This window comes from Okeania sp. SIO2F5 (assembly GCF_010692685.1).
GTDB classification, from domain to species: Bacteria; Cyanobacteriota; Cyanobacteriia; order Cyanobacteriales; family Microcoleaceae; genus Okeania; species Okeania hirsuta.
Genome location: NZ_JAAHGU010000002.1, coordinates 86,646 through 105,661 on the forward strand (window position 1 = coordinate 86,646; position 19,016 = coordinate 105,661).

Sequence of the window (19,016 nt, forward strand, 5' to 3'; positions counted from 1 at the left end):
ATGAGATGACGGAAATGCAAGCTAGAGATGGCATAAAGACCGATCAGCAGTAATATCATGTCCAGATGATTAAGTATAATAAAAATGTTTTCCTCTCAATGTTGAAGAAATATCCCAAATTTCCACTCCTATCAAGTCTTCCCTCTTAAATTTACACCTACCACCTACCACTTAAAAACTGTATTATCACTAATTAAACGGACATGATATAAGTCAAGCAATAGTAATATTTTGACTCGGGAAAATTTTAACATCACCATAACCCCTAGAGTAAATTAGAACTCTGGGGGTTATGATGATTAATTGGTAGTGCAGAGTGCAAAGTGTGGGATAGGTAATATCAAATCCGGTTAAACAGCCATAGAATGGTTAAGTTAGGAGTCCTCAGGAGTCAACCCACCCCTAACCCCTCCCCTCCTGGGAGGGGAACGACCGAGTCAGGAGGAGAAAGAATTACAAAGATGAGGGTATAGCAATGAGCGCTGGCATTTTTACATGTTACATAGATATTTGCAATGTAATATAAAAGTAACTGTATGAGCTGTATTTTTCATAAATTAGGCGATCGCTAAACCTTAAAGTTTTAAGGATGTCTGTAATGGTATTGATAATTTACAGTTTATAGCTTGAAATTGTTTACAGAGGGAAGATTTGGGGAGAGATAATACAAAAAATTCAACACTCCTTCAACTGAATTTTCCTCAAAATTAATGCGCGAAAAGACTTGACTACCATAATTATATAGATCTCAAATGGGTTCTATAGAAAAGTTGGGGGTGTGCGGGAAGATGTCCTACACTTTGATATTGCAGTCAAAAAAGATTATTGAGCGATCGTTTTTGTAGAAATTCTGAGGTTTTTTATCATGCTAAATGTAACTATTGATGAAATTCAAAGCGATCTACTGAAATATTTGCGTTTAGTTGAAGAGGGGGAAACTGTGGCTTTGTTGCATGAAAGTAGCGTTCTTAACATCCATTCCGTAGCTTAATCGCTCTGTTTCGCGATCTATTGTCCAATAGTTATTGTTCTGCTGAGAAAGCGATCGCTCTGTTTCGCGACTATTGATGTTCTATTTACTATTGTCCAATAGTTAGGGGCGGGCATTAAATGCTCAAAGCTTTTGCCTGCAAAGGTTTCAGTTTTTTTTATTTCCCATACTGATGTTCTATTTATCTATTGTCCAATAGTTACAGCAGTTTCAGCGCGTTATTGTTGTAGATATGCACAAGCAAGTGCGACAGCTATATACTTTCATGCAACAAAGCCGGAAACTGTTGTAATTATTCGATCTGAGCAAGCGATCGCTGAGATTATACCTATTGCCAATAACAAGAAATTACGACCATTTGGTTTGTGTGCAGGTGAGTTTACTGTTCCGGATGATTTCGATGCTTCTTTAACAGAAGATATGCTAGATGCATTCGAGGGGAAATGAGAATGAAGAAAACTTGTATTGTGCTTATGGGAGTAATGTTAGTCTATTTTCGGAGTCTTTAGCAAAAGTTGCTTAATTGTTCCATAATTTTTTTTATCTGATTCTGGTTTTAGTTGGTAGTAGGAAAAGCTAATAACTGAAATTTTCGATGAGGTTAAGAGGCGGTCAATGGTAAATTTTGATGTAAGTGAGATAAGAAGTATAACAAAGATGCTTGGACCAACAGCAGACTTTGACAGTTCTTTTACTTTTTATTATGACGAAACAAATAATATTAGAAAATTCTATGTGAGGGAATTCGACTTTAATGAATCTTTTAATTCAAATTTTGTTTTAGGTGGTTTAGTTTACGAAGGAAGCCAACCTGATATTAAACCTTTATTTGATAGGCTTAACCTACAAAATAATATTAAAGATGTAAAATTTAAGCATATTTCTCAGGGAAAGAAAGAATTTCTTGACTGCTTGAAGTCTGAAAAACTGAATGTATTTTTGAAATACCTTTTGTCGGACAATGATTTATACATCCATTATTCAAGTTTAAATATTCTTTACTGGTCTATTGTCGATATTGTGGATTCTGCAATTGCTGTTAGTTCAGAAGTTACAAAGCAGTTTGGTTTATATTACCATAATTTTCTAAAAAACGACTTATATAAGCTCGCAAAACTCGAAATTGAGTCTTTTCAAGAATTGTTTTATAATTTTGATTATCCTAATATTAAAAAGGAATCAGTTTCAGAATTCATTGAAGAACTAACTTCAATATTTGACGAATATATTGATACGCCAGAATTCCATTTGGGATTGGAGTCCCTCAGGCAAATACTCAAAGAGGCAAATAAAAAGGATTCACTTCCATTTATAATGGACGAAGAAGATCGTGTTTTGATAAATAATTTTTTGGAATTTTATCTAAGACCTATATATTTGTTCAATAATTCAAATCATATTTTTGATAATGAGGCAACTATTTCAGAAATGCTAGTTAACTACAAAATAATTGATGAAGGCAAAGAAATAAAAAACTATGCCTTTGTTGATTCGCAAGGTGATTTATTTGTTCAGGCTTCAGATGTTTTTGTTGGTTTGATGGGTAAATTTACTAATTATATAAATACCAATTCTAGGGATAAAATAATAAGCGATTTTGATTCATTATCGGAGAAGCAATCAAACAATATTGATTCTTTAATAAACTTGCTTGATAAATCTCACAACAAGAATATTGGTTTTTTGCATTGGATAGATAGTTATGAAGAACAAACAAAAATAAATTTGATATGTGAAATTAGAAGAAACCACGCATAATAATTTGACTGGAGCAGATCGGCAAAGTTAGCCTATGCTTTAGCAAAGGTTACTTGCAAAAACTCACTTTAACCGTTATCTCAATCAACAATACTTGTTTCAGTTAATGGGCGATCGCTTAAAGTAATTTCCACTTGTTACAATTTTTCTCTAAATATCCTATTTGAAAGTTTATTTTATGTAAATCAAACTACATTTTTTTCTGCTGCCTGAAGAAGTGAAAAATCATTCCTCTTTTCTAGCCTTTATTTATTGACAATCATCTGCATTGTCAAATACAATAAATGTGTTATTTAGTCTCGTTAACTTAGTTTTTTTCTCAAAAGTAATAGTAATAGGGAAATAATAATCAGATGAAGCGTCTTATTGACTACGTTAAAGCAATTGAGGGCGAAGCCAGTCCTTATGAGATTGTGAACAGCGACTCTCAATCAGAAACGAAACTCGATCCTACAGGTAGCACTATTGAGATAACTCGGCGAGTTCACCATTTTAGTGATGGAGTATCTGTTGAATATGAACGTGAATACGATGATGGCGCACCTTACCCTGGTTGTAAAGAGTTTTGGTATACCTACAAAGTAGTTAATTCTAATGGGTTTGAATTTGAGGGGGAGATGACTAAGCTCTTTCAAAGTCATTCAGAGATTCAAAATTGGTTGAAATGTAATGGAGAATCAGCTAATTCCAATTAAAGGCTAGGAAGTGCAGTATCCAATACATCTATAGCAAGATTAAAATTCATTCTGGAGTCAAGCTATATGTCAGAATTGCTGAAAAGAATTACGATTAATCCTAAACAGTGCGGTGGCCACCCTTGCATCCGAGGTATGAGAATTAGGGTATCGGATGTACTGGATCTGTTTGCGGCTGGACTGAGTGCGGAGCAAATCTTAGCAGAAATGCCCGATCTAGAAGCCAACGATCTGCAAGCAGCACTTCTATATGCCTCCCGTAAACTTAATCATCCCGTGCTAGTCGTATGATAATTTGGGTAGATGTACATTTGTCGCCTGCCATTGCCACTAGGTGATTAGCAACTTATGTTCGCTGTTATCTAAACAAACAATACTCGTTTCACCTAAAAGCGATCGCTTAAAGTAATTTCCACTTGTAACAATTTTTCTATTATGCAATAAAATCAAAATAATCAAACAGACAAAATAGGAAAAATTGACACTAATGTTAGAAACATTACTAGAGCCATTACAATATAGTTTTATGCAGCGATCGCTCCTCGTAGCAATAATAGTTGGAATTATTTGTGCAGTAGTCGGTAGTTATTTAATGGTACAAAGATTAGCTCTGTTAGGAGATGCCATTAGTCACTCAGTATTGCCGGGATTAGCTGTTGCTTTTTTAGTAGGAGCAAATATTTTTATTGGAGCATTTATTGCCGGAGTAATTAGTACTATTTTAATTAATTTAATTAGGACGCGATCGCCAATCAAAGAAGATGCAGCAATGGGGATAGTTTTTTCTGCCTTCTTTGCACTAGGAATTATATTAATTACGATTATTCAAAAAGATAATAAAATTGACCTAAATCATTTTTTATTTGGTAATATTCTAGGCGTAACTATTGGAGATGTGCGGGATACATTAATTATTGCTGTGATTATTTTATTAGTAGTAGTATTGTTGTATAAAGAACTATTATTTTACACATTTGACCCCCTCGGCGCTCAAGCAGTAGGTTTACCTGTAAATTTATTAAATCTGGGGCTAATGATGTTAATTGGTTTGACAATTGTAGCCAGTCTTAAAGCAGTGGGAGTAGTGTTAGTTTTGTCTTTATTAATTACACCAGCAGCCACAGCTTATCTATTAGTTAAAAGATTGTATCAAGTAATGATTTGGGGGGTAGGAATAGGGGTTTTATCGAGTATTAGTGGAATGTATATTAGCTACTTCTATAATTTACCATCAGGCCCAGCAATTGTATTAGTATCATTTGGGTTATTTATATTAGCTTTTTTGTTCAGTCCTACTCAAGGAATTTTAACTTATCCAACATCAATTTCTAGTCAACCCTCTATTTGGCGGGAGTTGAAAAATTTAATTAAGTAAATTTGATTTCTCCTATAGCAAGGAACGAGTTGGTTAGGACATAGATTAATGATGAACTTTAGACACAGAAATACTTTTCCCACGATTGCCTCTCTAAGTCCGCTACTAGGTGCGTCTGTCGGCGACACGGGGTCGCACCGCTTTTGCCTGTTCCCTGCTATAACTACTGACTACTAAAAACATCTTAAGTATTTGTAGCAAACATTTATAAAAATGATATTATTCATAACATTTATTAGTGGCATTTTTATGGGAATGACTACAGCACCAGTAAACGCATGGTTTCTCGGATGGGTAGCTCTAGCTCCTCTGTGGGTGTTAGTAATTCAACAAGAAAAATACTTTGATAAATTTTTATTAGGTTTAGTTTGGGGAGTAGGTTATCACGGTGTAGCTTTATTTTGGATAACCGGAATTCATCCCATGACTTGGTTAGGAGTTCCTTGGTTAGCTAGTTTAGCGATCGCTATATTTTGTTGGATTTTTATCACCCTTTGGGGAGCAATTTTAGTTGCTATTTGGGCTTATTTATTTGGGGTTTTAACTCCTACATCTTTCTCAGGGAAAATATTCTCATTTGCCAGAGTTTTATTAGGTATAACTTTATGGTGTTGTTTAGAGAAAATCTGGAGTTTAGGAAGTCTTTGGTGGACTTCTTTATCTTTGACTCAGAGCTATCATAATTTAGTAATTTTACACCTTAGTCAATTATCAGGACCAATTACAGTTACAGCCGCTATTATTACAGTAAATGCTTTAATTGGGGAAGGCTTCATCAAAGCAAAATTGCAGGAAAAAAAAGTTGATTTTCGTTTCTCCCTTTCTCCTTCTTTCTTCTTACTTCCCGTCACAACTTTTCTATTTTTCCACATAGTAGGATTTAGTCTATATAATATTCCTTTAAATCCCGATTCAACCACAGCATTAAGAGTAGGAATTATTCAAGGAAATATTCCTAATGAAATTAAGTTCAATTCTACAGGTTGGTATCGTGCGGTGGAAGGTTATACAACAGGATATAAAAAATTAGCAGACCAAAGCGTTGATGCTGTATTAACACCAGAAACAGCTTTACCTTTTTTGTGGACAAATCAAAATAATCGTAGATTCCTTTCTTTTTATCAAGCAATTTTAGACAAAGAAGTAGTAGCTTGGGTCGGTGGTTATGGCAAACAAGATAATAATCTGACTAACAGTTTATTTACTATAGATAATACAGGAGAAATTTTTAGTCGTTATGACAAGATTAAATTAGTACCTCTAGGAGAATTTATTCCTTTCAATGAAGTCTTAGGAAAACTAATAGATAGACTCTCGCCTTTAGACGCTCATTTAGTACCTGGAAAAACAGACCAAATATTTGAGACACCCTTTGGCAAAGCAATAGTTGGAATTTGTTATGACTCAGCTTTTTCCCAAGTATTTCAAAGACAAACCGCAGCAGGGGGAGAATTTATTTTAACAGCAGCTAATAATGCTCATTATAGTTCTACAATGCCAGCTCAACATCATGCTCAAGATGTAATGCGGGCGATCGAAACTGATAGATGGGCGGTACGAGCAACTAATACAGGTTATTCTGGAATTGTAGACCCTCACGGTAGAACAATTTGGCTATCTGGAATTAATACTTATGAAACTTATTCAACCACAATTTATCGGCGAAATACCCAAACTTTATATGTGAAATTGGGTGATTGGTTAACACCAATATTAGTGATGGGGGTAATTTTAATAAAAATAATTATCTGGTCAAAAATATAACAGAAGTAAGAAGGAAGAACATTTAGTTATCTAGAAGAACATTTAGTTATCTAGAAGAGAAGGAGGAAGGTTGATTATTGATATTCCGTTGTTTTAGATATTCTATAAGTCAAGAGCAGTAATGGGAGTTGCTATAAAACAATAATTAATCAAAACAAATGAATAAAAAATTGTGGATATATATATTTTAACAAGTAGGTATTGATGCTTTAGCAGCAGGTAAACCACCTGATATTTTTTTCTCTAAAAAAGCAGAACATACTTTAATTCCCCAATGGGCATCAGAAGGAAAATTAGTAGATGTTTCAGATGTAATTAAACCGATAAAAAATTTATACAGCGATACTGCTTTGAAATCTGCTTATTTGTACAATATATTATGCTGTACCAATAATGCAGGAAACTGTCCATATTCACTACTGGCATGATTTAATTCGTGATGCTGGTCTAGGTAAAGAAATACCAAAACAATGGAATGATTTTTGGCAATTTTGGCAGAATGCACAAAAAGTTTTGCCTCAACAAAATGACAGTAATATTTATGCTTTGGGTTTGCCCATGTCTATCGATGCTTCAGATAGTTATGTTATATTTGAACAAATTTTGGAGGCCAACAATTTACAAATAGTAGATAAACAGGGCAAATTACAAGTAGATAAACCAGCTATAAGACAAAAAATAATTGAAATTTTAGATTGGTACACTAGCTTTATAAAAATGGATATGTGCCACCTAATGCAGTTAATTGGCTAAATTCTGATAATCATACTAATTTCCTCAATCGCGAGACTTTAATGACAATTAATTCAACTATGTCAATTCCTGTATATCAAAAAGAAGACGAAGAAATTTACTTGAATCAAATGAGAAATATAGAATTTCCAAATAATCCTAATGGAGACAAACCTAGATATTTAATATCTATTAAACAACCTATAATTTTTACATCTTCTGCTCATCCTAAGTTAGCGAAAGATTTTTTATCATATCTAATACAACCAAATAATTTAGGACTTTACATTAAAGGTAGTAAAGGTTGCTATTTTCCGATTATGCCTCAACTATGGGAAGAACAATTTTGGCACGATCAAAAAGACCCTCATTTTTCCGCAGCATCTCAACAGTTTGCTGAAGGTCAAACTCACTTATTTGATAATTTTGTAAACCATGTTTATTCTCAAGTACATATAGAAAATATTTGGAGTAAGGCGATGCAGCAAATTCTAATGGAAATTTGCGATTTTACAGCTTCTACTTAGGTTCTGTATGTAGTCTTACCAACAGCTGCCCTAACTAATACCATTTCTCAAAAACTTTTCTACATTTTCTTGAGTAGAGGAGTAGGGTAGTAGGGGAGTGGAGGAGAAGTAAACATAAGAATAATTAAAATTAACTTGACTCAAATTAACAAAAAAAATATTTTACCTGTGTTAATTACTTAATGAATGAAGTGTTACCTAAGCATAGCATTACTTTTAGGAATTGGTATAACTACTTCTTTCAAAAGAGAAAAATTTTAGATGAAAAAATGAGGATCTAGAATCATGTATTTCTGGAAAAAAAGCCTCCTAATTCAGATTGTAGGTTCTTTTTTAATATTGTCGCTAATGACAATATCAATTGTCGGATATACAACCTTTAGTCAAGCAAGAGCATCTTTAAAAGAATCAGTATTTGAACGCCTTAGCTTTGCTGCCAAACTTAAAGAAAATGAACTTAATCGTTGGATTTTAGACCAATGTAAAAATATCTTAGCGATTGCCGAATTACCAGAAATTAATCACCAAGCAAAAATCTTACTAACAACCAAAAAATCTACATCAGAATATAAATATGCTCAAACCTCACTGCAAACTTCTTTAACATCTTTTACCACTAATATTGACAGTTTACAAGAAATTTTTATCTTAACCAGAGATGGTAGAATTTTAGTTTCTAGTAATCCTAATAAAATCGGCAAATATCAACCTCTAGTACAATATAGCGAAGTCACAAAACCTCTCACAGATAACTTAATATCAAATTTTTACCTCTCTGTTGAAATAGGTCAACCAATGATTAATTTTGCTACTCCTATTCTAAGTAAAAATGGTAAACAATTAGGAATGTTAGCTACCAATCTTAACTTGGAAAGAATTGATAGTATTATTCGCAAACAATCAGAGTTAGGAGAGACTGTTGAAACCTATTTAGTGGGGAATATTGGTAGTAGTTTATCAAAGAGACATGCATTAGTTTCAGCCACAAAATTTGGTTCTGAAGAATTTCCTGATGGTATTGAAAGTGATGCTATTAATGCTGCTATGAATGGTAATAATGGCAAAGGGTTATATCAAAATTACAAAAGTGTGCCAGTAATTGGTGTTTATCGGTGGCTAAAAGAACACAATTTAGCATTACTAGCAGAAATACATCAAACAGAAGCATTTGCACCTGCTCGTTATCTAGCTACTTCAATTCTATTAGTAGGTTTGATATTAGCTTTAGTAATGGCAGTAGTTATGTTGTTATTAGGCCATCAAATTGTACGACCAATTTTAGCGATCGCTCAGACAGCTAAATTAGTAAGTGCAGGGGATCTAACCCAGAAAGTACCAGTAATAACTAAAAATGAAATTGGTTTCCTTGCCCAAACTTTTAATCAAATGATTCAACAGTTAAAAAATTCATATCAACAATTATCTGATTACAGTCATGTTTTAGAAACTAAAGTTGAGGAAAGAACCCAAGAATTAACAGAAAAAAATGCCGCTCTAGAACAAACTCTTCAAAAATTAAAAGAAACTCAAGCTCAATTAATTCAGAATGAAAAAATGGTTAGTTTAGGTCAGTTAGTTGCCGGAGTTGCCCATGAAATAAATAACCCTGTTAACTTTATTTACGGCAATATTAAACCTGCTAAAAATTATGCTGAAAATTTACTAGATTTACTCAAGCTTTATCATCAATATTATCCAGAACCAGGAGATGAAATTACAGACAAACAAGAGATAATAGACCTGGAATTTATCCAAGAAGACTTTCCTGATTTGCTTATTTCCATGGAAGAAGGTTCTAAAAGGATTAAAGAAATAGTTTTATCCCTCCGAAAATTTTCCCGTCACGATGAATCTCAGCAAAAACAAGTTGATATTCACAAAGGTATTGATAGTACCTTACTAATTTTGCAAAGTCGCCTCAAGCCCAAAATCGGATTTCCCAAAATTAACATTATTAAAGAATATAGTGATTTGCCATTAGTCAGATGTTTGGCAGGTCAACTTAATCAAGTTTTTATGAATATAATAGCTAATGCTATTGATGCTTTAGAAATGTCTTGGGAAAAATCAAATTCTCTATTTTGTAATATTCAACCCTATATTAAAATTCAGACTAAATTTATAAATAAATATTGGATTGCTATCCATATTACTGATAATGGAATGGGAATGCCAGAAGAAGTGAAAAACCGAATATTTGACCCGTTTTATACAACGAAACCTGTGGGTAAAGGTACGGGGTTAGGGTTATCTTTAAGTTATCAAATTATAGTTGAAAAACACCAGGGAAAATTTTACTGTAATTCCGTAGTCGGTCAGGGTACAGAATTTGTGATTGAATTGCCAGTTGTTGATTTTAGGGAGTAGGGAGTAGAAAAGAAGAAAAACAATTGTACCTCAGTAATATCATGTCCGGATAATTAGTGATAAAAAAACTTTCTCCTTCTCCTCCTCTTTGTTCTTCTTTATCATTTTCTTTGTGGGTTTAATACCCCACCGTCTACACGGTGTTCAAAATTCCCAGGGATGAAATCCCCATGTAATTTTCCTCCTGTCTCCTGTCTCCTGTCTCCTGTCTCCTTCTTTATTTCCTCCTGACTCCTGACTCCTAACTCCTAAGAAATATCCTAGCTATTTGTAGCAAAAACTTATCAATTTGGTATAACATGACAAAACAAAAACGAGTGCTGATTTTGGGAGGCACTGGAAATGGATGGAAACTGGCAGCTTTAGCTACTACAATACCGGGGTTAGAGGTAATAAATTCTCTGGCAGGTCGTACTCGTCAACCTTCGATCAAATTTACCCATACGCGAATAGGGAGTTTTGGTGGTGTGCCAGGGTTAACAGAATATCTACAGGCACAACAAATAGATTTGCTAATTGATGCAACTCATCCTTTTGCAGTACAAATTTCTTGGAATGCAGCGATCGCAACTTCAGAATTGAATATTCCTCATTTGATGCTCATCTCCCCACCATGGGAAAAAACAGAAGGCGATCGCTGGGTGGAAGTTGAAAATAACCAAACTGTTATCGAAATTTTACCAAAATTAGCCCAACGAGTATTTCTGAGCATCGGTCGTCAAGAGTTAGCAAGTTATGCTCATCTCCAAAACCTCTGGTTTTTAATGCGGACTATAGATCCACCTCAACTGAATACCTTACTACCCCTGGGAAAACTATTGACTAAGCGTGGACCTTTTTCCTTATTAGAAGAGCGGTCGCTTTTACAAAAATATAAGATTGAGGCGATCGTCAGTAAAAATAGTGGTGGCAATGCTACCTATGCTAAAATTATTGCAGCGCGGGAATTAGGTATTCCTGTGGTAATGATCCAACGCCCTCCTCTTCCTGATGGAAAACAAGTAACTGATGTAGAAAGTGCAGTTTCTTGGCTCAGAATTTATAGTGATTGAGTCTTTTCTGCTCCATCAAACTAATACAAAACGTCATTTTTTGACATCTTCTAAAACTAGAATAGGGATGCTCCATCGAACACCCCTAAATTCTTGTTTATTAGACATAGGCGTGAAAAAGATATAGACTTTTTGTAAAAGTAGGGAATAGGGAACAGGGAAGATGTTTTTAGGAAAAAAACACAGAAAATGATTTTTTGAGTTATTACACTCTAGTTTATAGCAAATAAAGGGCAAGTTTATTTTCACCAGATGTCTATTAGATACTTTGAAAAAATTATGCTGCATCTTTTGATGATGATGTTTTTCTATTTTTCAAAACACCACTACAACCAGCAGTACCTAAAGCTAATAAACTGAAAACAGCAGTTGGTTCAGGTGTAGATACTGGGGTATCTGGACGTAAATTGTATGCAATGTCTCCTGCACCTGCTCCTTGTCCAGGAATATTGTATGCAAAGAAAGCTTCACTAAGGTCAAAGAAATCTGCTATAAAAGAGAATTCAGCATCTGTCTCAAAATTCAATCCCAGAAAGTCACCGTCAAGAAATACAACTTTAGGAAAACCATCAGTTTCAGTGTAGTTAACATCCAGAAAATCGAAACTGAGTTCTGATACAGATAAAAATTCTTCACCTATTCCTGTTAATGCAGAATCATCAAATTCAAAAAATCCAGAGTATGTTTCACCTGCTAAAGAACCATCTAAATTATTAACTTCAAAATCATAAGTAATTGAAGCAGCATTAACAGGATTAGTATTAATTACAGCGAGGCCAAGAACTACACTTGTAGCAACGAAAGATAACTTTTGAAAGATGTTATTCATGGTTTTATTTAGTAAAATAATGTTTGTTGGTTTCGTAGATTTAAAAGTTGTTAAACACCCTATAACTTCTAGAATATGGTGGAAAAATTGCTTATTTTTTTACTAATGTACAAGACTTTACTAGCAATGACAATAGTGATAATACTGATGTCTGAAAGAAAATTAATATGCAGTAATTGAGTGAAATAACTTAAACTTTGAGTTTTTTCCATAGTCTGAAGATTCAGAGAAAGAGCGATCGCCAGGGAAAGCGATCGCTAAAATCTCAATCAATTAAAAAATGAAATTGTCTGGATTATTCAATTCCGCAGAATTAACACCTTGCACTAACAAGAAGGAGCGAGCGCTACCATCACCAGCAGCACCATCAGGATCGATAGTCAAGATAGTATTTCCACGACGAGAACGGAAACCAACATAACCATCAGCAATGGGATCTACTCCAACAAAACCAAAACCATCTAATACTCCAGCTAGGTCAATTTTATCGCTACCTACTTCAAAGTCAGTAATGATATCTCTTGCATCTACAATGCTAGTGTAAACGAATGTATCGTCACCACCGCCACCAGTAAGAACATCTCGATTTCGGAAACCAGTAATAGTATCATCGCCATCGGTTCCAATCAAATTATCCCGACGCCGAGTACCCTCAATTACTTCTCCAGGAGTGGAGCTTTCCAAATTCAAACCAACTATTATGGGGTCGTGGTCGGAATTGCGGAATGGATCTTGACCGTTGAACAGACTTGGATCGCGTCCGAAATCAAGATTATAATCAAGAGCATCAGGTTCGTCAGCATTAACGTGCCATTGTGTAGTACCTGTTACCTGAGATAACAGTGACTGATTAGCTAAAGCATAGTCCAGATAGCCAAATTGACCATCAAATACGAAGGAGTAAGCGTCACTGCCAACAAATTCCTCGATTAGGTCTGTGTAACCTTCTGCTTCCAGGGATGTAATTGGGTCTTCCTGAGCATATGCATTGAGGTCGCCGACAATCAAAAAGTCACTATCTCCACTACCAGTGGGGTCAGTCTCTAACCAAGCATTTAGAGCTTGAGAAGCTCGTAAACGAGTACCATTGAAGTTACCCTGGCCGTCACCCGCATCTGCATCGTCACCAGTTCCTGTACCGCCTTTAGATTTAAAGTGGTTAACAGATACAGTCAAGCGTTCGCCTGTAGCTAGTTCTTCAAAAGTGACAGCAAGAGGAGCACGGTTAGTATCCTCTCCATCAAATACTGTGCCACCTAAACCAAGAGCAGGCAGATCCGAATCTGTGAGAACTTCCACTGTTGTTCCAGGAGCAACTTGAACGCTGTCGGTTTTGTAAATTGCACCAACAGAAATTGCATCACTTGTATCCACAAAAGGAACGCCTGGATCGACGTAAGCATAAGTACCTGCACCAACTATATTGTTAAGCTCATCAACCAATGTCTCAATGGCAAACTGACCGTCACCGTTTTGGTCTGAACCAAATTCGTTCTCTAACTCCACCAAACCAACAATATCTGCGTCAATATCTTCCAGAGTTGTCACCAACTTCTCAACTTGACGGTCAAACTCATCTTGGTTATCAGCACCACGAGGGGAAAGACTATTAGGACCGCTACCAGGATTACCATCTTCGTCTAGAGTCGTGAAGAAATTAAGAACATTAATGCTAGCAACTGTCAAATCTCCACCAACATCTTCAGGTGTTTCTGGACGAGGGTTAGTTGCTTGGAAATCTATGGGGTTAACAGGTTGAACTCGGTAGTCGCCAAAGCCAAAACTGAGAACACCAGAGAGATTATCAACAGTATCGCCACCCCGCAGAGTATTGGTAGAACTGAGAGGGTTGCCACCACGGCCATGAATAATTGTACTAGGGTTCTGAACAGTTTGACCATCATCAAGAACAATGCGTCGTTTAGAGATCTCTTCTTGATAAGCAGCAAAACCTGCAACGTCTGGAGCATTGAAGTCAGTAAATTGTTCCAGGCGACCATCAGTTCCTGGTTCATTGCTTGCCCCATCAGAGGATAGGACGATTTCACCGAAGCGGTCTAAGTTGAAATATTCTGTGACAAATAGGGTATCGGGAATTGTTATTCCCATTCCCTCAAAAGCTTCTAGATCGTCAACTGTAGTCACAGGGAAGTTTACAGTAGCAGGAGTTGGTAAAGTATCTGTACCTTGAATGGAAAAAGATACATCGGTTAGCTGAGTCAAACCAAAGAATTCATCTACTGTTCCTGTAACCTGAACAACGTCTCCAATATTTACGTCTACCGCAGGAGAGTCACCATCAAAGATAAAAAGACCTTCAGAGGTTAAAGGATCTGCGTCTGCGTCACTATCTTCTTCTTGAACAAAGAAACCGTTCAAATCTCCATTTGTTCCGCTAGCACCATCCTGGTAGTCTCCCACAACAACAGCTTCAATAGTTACTGTTTGACCCTCTAGTGGACTGGATGTACCACTACCTTGAATCTCACTGATGAGTTTAGTTTCACCAGTACCGCCACCATTATCGCTGGTTCCAGCAGTGGGAGTATTGTCTGAACCAAGGGAGAAGTCACCGAAAACCCAGTCCCCTATTGTATCGGTATCTACTCCGTCTGCTACACGACGCACACCCGCAGGTAAGAAGGAACCATCCGGACCTAATACTGGAGCATTAAAGAAGAATGAATCTGTAGTACCGCCGTCAGTTACACCAACGGTATCTATAACCACTTCGCTACCAGACACACTGCTTCCTGCCAAACTGCTGGTTTCTACCAGAGCAATGGTGTAGCTGCTGTTTTCAACAAAGTTAGAACTAATTTCCTGATTAGGCGTTACACCATAAACACTGTTCTCAAGAATTTGAGTGTTACCAATGAGGAAAAAGCCGTTATCGCCGATAACATCCTCAGCGCCAAGATCGACCCGCTTGTCAATATTACCATTGCTTGAACCAGCATCACTTTCCACCACGATAATACTCAGACCATCAAGAGATGTTCCAGCTTGACCAAACAACTCAATGAATTCGACATCAGTACCTGTTGTGCTGCCCAAGACCTCGTTGATGACTAGGTTGGAGCCACCACTGCTACCACTAACTGTGAAAGGGTTTGTTGGCATTATTTGTCTGGTGCTATTGCTGCCAGACCAATTAGAGTTATCGCTAATGGCATCTAATAATTCGGCTTGTGTACCAGAAGTAATGCCTGTATAAATAGCGTTATCAATTTCGTCTAAAGCTACTGCTGTTTCACCATTAACTAAACCTGTGGGTAGGGCAGATGTATTGGGACTCGTAGAGTCAGACTGCCATACTCCGGGGTTGCCTTGACTGTTGAGGCCATAAATAAAGGTAGGGTTGCTACTATCTCCTTGATAAGCAATAATTTGGTCGCCATCGACTGAGAATGCAATACTACTGACAGTAGGATTAATTATTGTTCCGGCAGTAATATCTGTGGGTGCTGTCCAAGTAAAAGTGCCTTCATTAGCTCTGAAACTACCAGCAGCTTGCCAACCGTTATCAGTAAAATTAATTTCTGTACCTGCACCAATATCTACTAATGGTGTAAAGGCAAATTCATCTGGGTTATCAAAGTTAAAGCCAATAATGGCTATATCTCCTGATGATAGTGTAGTTGCAGCCATTTTTATTTCCTAATTAATTCGACGATCAGTTAATGTATTTGACTAATTAGTATTGGTTTGATAATTCTTTGTGATTTATTCTCATATGTGAGTCATATTACACACAAAATCAAGATATTATCGGCGAGCTGATGCTCAACTTCTTAGTGATTTGTAAGTTACTTAATTAATCTAAACAAATGTCATCCAATCTTGGGTTAAGTCTAAGTTAAGAACTAGATATCTTTGTAGAAACTTTATATTACCTAACAGTTTTGTGAAGATTGTGTAAAGTCAGTCTAGACAAGGGAATTACGTCGATGCCTTAAAAATGACTAGAACCCGTGCTTATTCAGGATTTATGCATTTTTGACGTTAAAGCCTCTGCCCATCTATATTTGAGCCTATTTTTTGACTTTATTTTGTGTAAGTCCCAATAATAATATTATGTCTGGTTGAATACTTATAAATAAGGGAGTAGGGAGTAGGGATAACAGGGATATTTGCCCTCTGTAAGAAAATAGGTTTTTTCATCACTAATTATCCGGACTTGATATTATTCCTAAACGTTAATAGAAAATGCTGATATTGGCAGAGAAACAGGTGGTATCTATAATGTCAATTTACCTCCATTTTCTGAGATACTGACGCAACGCTGTGCGAACCCACTAACTAATACAAGGGTTTTGCGCTGCTTTAGCCGATCTTTAAGTATTATTACTGAATTCGGCTGGCTGAAACCAACAGGGTGTCAACTTCTTCAGCAAGCCCTAAGTTTTCAATAATGTCTATTAAAATCAGACACTTGTCATCAAATCAGGCTGCTTTCTATAAAATTTCTCAGTATAGAAAAAGAAATTAATAACTACTTGACAAATATGTTTAATTATGAGATAAAAAAAATTTGTGAGTAAAACTTAAATAGTGTCTGGAAACAATTTATACGTTGTCAAAGTCACTACTTATTATAGATAAAATCAGGTCAAATGATCGCAAGTTTTCAAAGGTAGAGTCTAATTTTCTATAAATTAATCCTGATAAAGGATAAAAATTATCAAGAATAAATTGTAATATCATTAAAATTAATCAGCGAAAATTAAGTGATTAGCGATACCTAATTTATCGATCAAAAACGAGGAGAAAATGGAAAATGAAAATTACTAGACGTATATTTTTAGCAACAGGCACAGCAATGGCAAGTGTGGCGATCGCCGAACTTGGTAAAAGTAATCAAGGATTAGCCCAAAGTGGCGCGATAAATCTCTATTCTTCTCGCCATTACGACACTGACCAAGCTCTCTACGACAGTTTCACCAAAAAAACTGGCCTCAAAGTTAATCTAATAGAAGGCAAAGGAGATGAGTTAATCGAACGTATCAAAAGCGAAGGTGCTAACAGTCCTGCAGATGTTTTTATTACAGTAGATGCAGGTCGTCTGGGACGAGCTGAAGAAGCAGGCATTTTGCAGCCCATTTCTTCATCTACTCTCAACAGTAAAATTCCAGCCAACCTCCGCAGTCCGGAAAACCTATGGTTTGGTTTCTCCAAACGGGCACGGGTAATAGTTTATAACAAAGATAAAATTAAACCATCTGAGCTATCAACTTATGAAGACTTAGCCACAGATAAATGGAAAGGCAAAATTCTGATTCGTTCCTCCAATAACATTTATAATCAATCCTTAATAGCATCTTTAATTGAAATTCATGGAATGTCAGACACAGAAAATTGGGCAAAAGACTTTGTTAGCAACTTTGCCAGACCTCCAGAAGGAAATGATACTGCTCAAATAAAAGGTGTTGCTGCAGGTATCGGTGATATTGGTATTGCTAATAGTTACTATGTAGGCCGTTTAGCAAAATCTGACAAAGCAGAAGACAAAGCAGTTGTTCAGAAAATAGGAATGTTTTTCCCTAACCAAAATGGCCGCGGTACTCACATTAATATTAGTGGTGGTGGCGTAGTTAAAACTGCCCCAAATAAAGAAGGTGCAATTAAGTTTCTCGAACATTTGGCCAGCCCAGAAGCTCAAAAAATCTTCTCTGAGGGTAACAATGAATATCCTGTAGTTGAAGGTGTACCTGTTCCTAGCGTGTTGACAACCTATGGTAACTTCAAGAGCGATGCTGTAAATGTTGCTGTTTATGGCAAGTTGAATGCTGAAGCGATTAAATTAATGGATCGTGTGGGCTGGAAATAGTAACGATAATATCATCAAGACTTACGCACGAAGCACGAAAAAGTAGCGTTTGAGATTGCTTTCCGTCCCGGAATGCTCCGCAAACCCTGTGGGTTGCAATGACGGAAGTACGTTTTACTGCGTAAGTCCTAGATTATATCAAATCTGGTAGCATTGGTATAGTTAGATAGTTAATTAGGAGTCAGGAGTAAACCCACCCCTAACCCCTCCCAGGAGGGGAAGTCAGGACTCAGAAGGGAAGAGAATTTAGAAAGATTTGTTAATGGGTGAAGATGAAAAATTTTTTTATACCGAATTAAACGGATTGGATATTATTTAATGGAGAAAAACAATGACTCGTCAGCCATTACTTGATCCTAATCGTTCTTATACTTTCAGCAATTATTTTGAGTTGGGATTTACGGTAGATGATTTGGTTGCTGAATTTGGCTATTCATTTGAGCGAAAATTTCTCACTTTACCACAATATCCTGATGAATTAGACCGAATCACTGATTTAAAAGAGCGTATTGAGGAAATATTACCTTATGTAGATTTAGAGAATGAGGCTACCCGTAGGGAAATGCTCATTGCGCCCATGATCTCAGCTTTAATTCATTATTCCCACGCTAAGTTAAGAATAGAATATTCCATTCAAGTTGATCACAGATTGCAAGGAAAATTAGATTACTTGTTACGTTCGACAACGAATTTGATTGTTATTGAAGCTAAACAAGCGGATATTAATCGAGGTTTTACTCAATTAGCGACGGAAATGATTGCCCTCGACCGATGGATCGACTCTCCACAAACTGAAATTTTAGGGGCTGTAACTACTGGTAATGTTTGGCAGTTTGGTGTTTTAGATCGTCAAGCAAAATTTATCTGTGAAGGAATCAATCTTTACCGTGTTACTGAGGAATTGGAGGTCATAATCAGGATTTTATTAGCTAGACTTGTTTGAATGGATGGGTTTTTGGGATTTTCAGGACTTATAGCAATGAGCGCTGGCATCTTTACATATTACATAAATATTGATAATGTAACATAAAAGTAACTGTATGAGCTGTATTTTTCATAAATTAGGCGATCGCTAAAGGTTAAAGTTTTAAGGATG

Annotated in this window: 15 protein-coding genes; 13 read left to right on the top strand and 2 right to left on the bottom strand. The window is 36.1% G+C overall.

What is annotated here, in order from left to right:
- Positions 1-865: 865 nt before the first annotated feature.
- The 11 genes from F6K27_RS00945 (at position 866) to F6K27_RS00990 (ending at position 11,261) form a co-directional block, all read left to right on the top strand.
- On the top strand, positions 866-991 hold the full coding sequence (locus F6K27_RS00945; RefSeq protein ID WP_287272878.1) for a hypothetical protein: 126 nt from the start codon (positions 866-868) through the stop codon (positions 989-991).
- A 132-nt stretch (positions 992-1,123) separates the two neighbouring features.
- Positions 1,124-1,438 carry a type II toxin-antitoxin system Phd/YefM family antitoxin gene (locus F6K27_RS00950; protein WP_287272880.1) on the top strand — a complete coding sequence of 105 codons (315 nt, stop codon included), beginning with the start codon at positions 1,124-1,126 and terminating at the stop codon, positions 1,436-1,438.
- Between the two features lie 168 nt (positions 1,439-1,606).
- Positions 1,607-2,749: a DUF3800 domain-containing protein gene (locus F6K27_RS00955; RefSeq protein WP_287272881.1), complete on the top strand. Its 1,143-nt coding sequence runs from the start codon at positions 1,607-1,609 to the stop codon at positions 2,747-2,749.
- Between the two features lie 353 nt (positions 2,750-3,102).
- On the top strand, positions 3,103-3,444 hold the full coding sequence (locus tag F6K27_RS00960) for a hypothetical protein (RefSeq protein WP_287272883.1): 342 nt from the start codon (positions 3,103-3,105) through the stop codon (positions 3,442-3,444).
- A gap of 66 nt (positions 3,445-3,510) precedes the next feature.
- Positions 3,511-3,735 carry a DUF433 domain-containing protein gene (locus F6K27_RS00965; RefSeq protein ID WP_287272885.1) on the top strand — a complete coding sequence of 75 codons (225 nt, stop codon included), beginning with the start codon at positions 3,511-3,513 and terminating at the stop codon, positions 3,733-3,735.
- Positions 3,736-3,931: 196 nt separating this feature from the next.
- Entirely contained in the window at positions 3,932-4,819 is an 888-nt protein-coding gene (locus tag F6K27_RS00970; protein WP_287272887.1) for a metal ABC transporter permease, read from the top strand.
- 213 nt (positions 4,820-5,032) lie between these two features.
- The gene (gene lnt, locus F6K27_RS00975) at positions 5,033-6,583 is read left to right on the top strand and encodes an apolipoprotein N-acyltransferase (protein ID WP_287272888.1); all 1,551 of its coding nucleotides are present in this window, start codon (positions 5,033-5,035) and stop codon (positions 6,581-6,583) included.
- Between the two features lie 393 nt (positions 6,584-6,976).
- Positions 6,977-7,336: a hypothetical protein gene (locus F6K27_RS33425; protein ID WP_353735906.1), complete on the top strand. Its 360-nt coding sequence runs from the start codon at positions 6,977-6,979 to the stop codon at positions 7,334-7,336.
- A complete protein-coding gene (locus F6K27_RS33430; protein WP_353735907.1) occupies positions 7,309-7,842 on the top strand; it encodes a hypothetical protein in 534 nt (177 codons plus the stop codon). Before F6K27_RS33425 ends, F6K27_RS33430 begins: the two co-directional genes overlap by 28 nt.
- Positions 7,843-8,190: 348 nt before the next feature.
- Positions 8,191-10,209 carry an ATP-binding protein gene (locus tag F6K27_RS00985; RefSeq protein ID WP_287272890.1) on the top strand — a complete coding sequence of 673 codons (2,019 nt, stop codon included), beginning with the start codon at positions 8,191-8,193 and terminating at the stop codon, positions 10,207-10,209.
- A 299-nt stretch (positions 10,210-10,508) separates the two neighbouring features.
- The gene (locus F6K27_RS00990; RefSeq protein WP_287272892.1) at positions 10,509-11,261 is read left to right on the top strand and encodes a cobalt-precorrin-6A reductase; all 753 of its coding nucleotides are present in this window, start codon (positions 10,509-10,511) and stop codon (positions 11,259-11,261) included.
- Between the two features lie 277 nt (positions 11,262-11,538).
- On the opposite strand, the gene F6K27_RS00995 is transcribed toward F6K27_RS00990, so the two are convergent.
- Both F6K27_RS00995 and F6K27_RS01000 read right to left on the bottom strand, forming a co-directional pair.
- Positions 11,539-12,090, bottom strand: coding sequence for a hypothetical protein (locus F6K27_RS00995; protein ID WP_287272894.1), 552 nt, complete (start codon positions 12,088-12,090; stop codon positions 11,539-11,541).
- Positions 12,091-12,363: 273 nt separating this feature from the next.
- Positions 12,364-15,741 carry an ExeM/NucH family extracellular endonuclease gene (locus F6K27_RS01000; RefSeq protein ID WP_287272897.1) on the bottom strand — a complete coding sequence of 1,126 codons (3,378 nt, stop codon included), beginning with the start codon at positions 15,739-15,741 and terminating at the stop codon, positions 12,364-12,366.
- Between the two features lie 1,129 nt (positions 15,742-16,870).
- Here F6K27_RS01000 and F6K27_RS01005 point away from each other — a divergent pair.
- Positions 16,871-17,920 (top strand): Fe(3+) ABC transporter substrate-binding protein, encoded by a 1,050-nt coding sequence (locus F6K27_RS01005; protein WP_287272899.1) that lies wholly within the window; start codon positions 16,871-16,873, stop codon positions 17,918-17,920.
- Positions 17,921-18,251: 331 nt separating this feature from the next.
- Positions 18,252-18,863 carry a hypothetical protein gene (locus tag F6K27_RS01010; RefSeq protein WP_287272901.1) on the top strand — a complete coding sequence of 204 codons (612 nt, stop codon included), beginning with the start codon at positions 18,252-18,254 and terminating at the stop codon, positions 18,861-18,863.
- Positions 18,864-19,016: the final 153 nt, after the last annotated feature.